Genomic DNA, 370 nt, shown 5'->3' with positions numbered 1-370 from the left:
CTGCCTCATATCCTGCTGCATCTGCACAAGCAATACTATCTGGGAACTCAGGTACTGTAATATCAGCTTCTGGTGCTACATCAACATCGATAGTATAAGGTCCTGCACTTAGTGGACGACCACACTCATCTTGTCCGCTATAGCTAATAGTAATTGTTCCACCACATGCATCGTAATCTTTTTCAACTGTAGCTGTGATTGATCCTGAAATCTCACATGCTGTTTGCTCTAAACCATTGCTGTATGTTGCATCTGCTGCCTCATATCCTGCTGCATCTGCACAAGCAATGCCTTCTGGGAACTCAGGTACTGTAATATCAGCTTCTGGTGCTTGTTCTACATCAAACTCATATGGTCCTGCACTTAGTGG

1 protein-coding gene is annotated in these 370 nt (G+C 44.1%); it reads right to left on the bottom strand.

Going from position 1 to position 370, the window contains the following annotated elements:
* The coding region (locus Q0876_RS15655) for a hypothetical protein (RefSeq protein ID WP_299229824.1) at positions 1-370 on the bottom strand (370 nt) is incomplete at both ends.

Source organism: uncultured Psychroserpens sp. (genome assembly GCF_947503375.1).
GTDB lineage: Bacteria > Bacteroidota > Bacteroidia > Flavobacteriales > Flavobacteriaceae > Psychroserpens.
The sequence above is the reverse complement of the archived record's forward strand: the minus strand, read 5'-3'. Positions and strand labels throughout refer to the sequence as shown.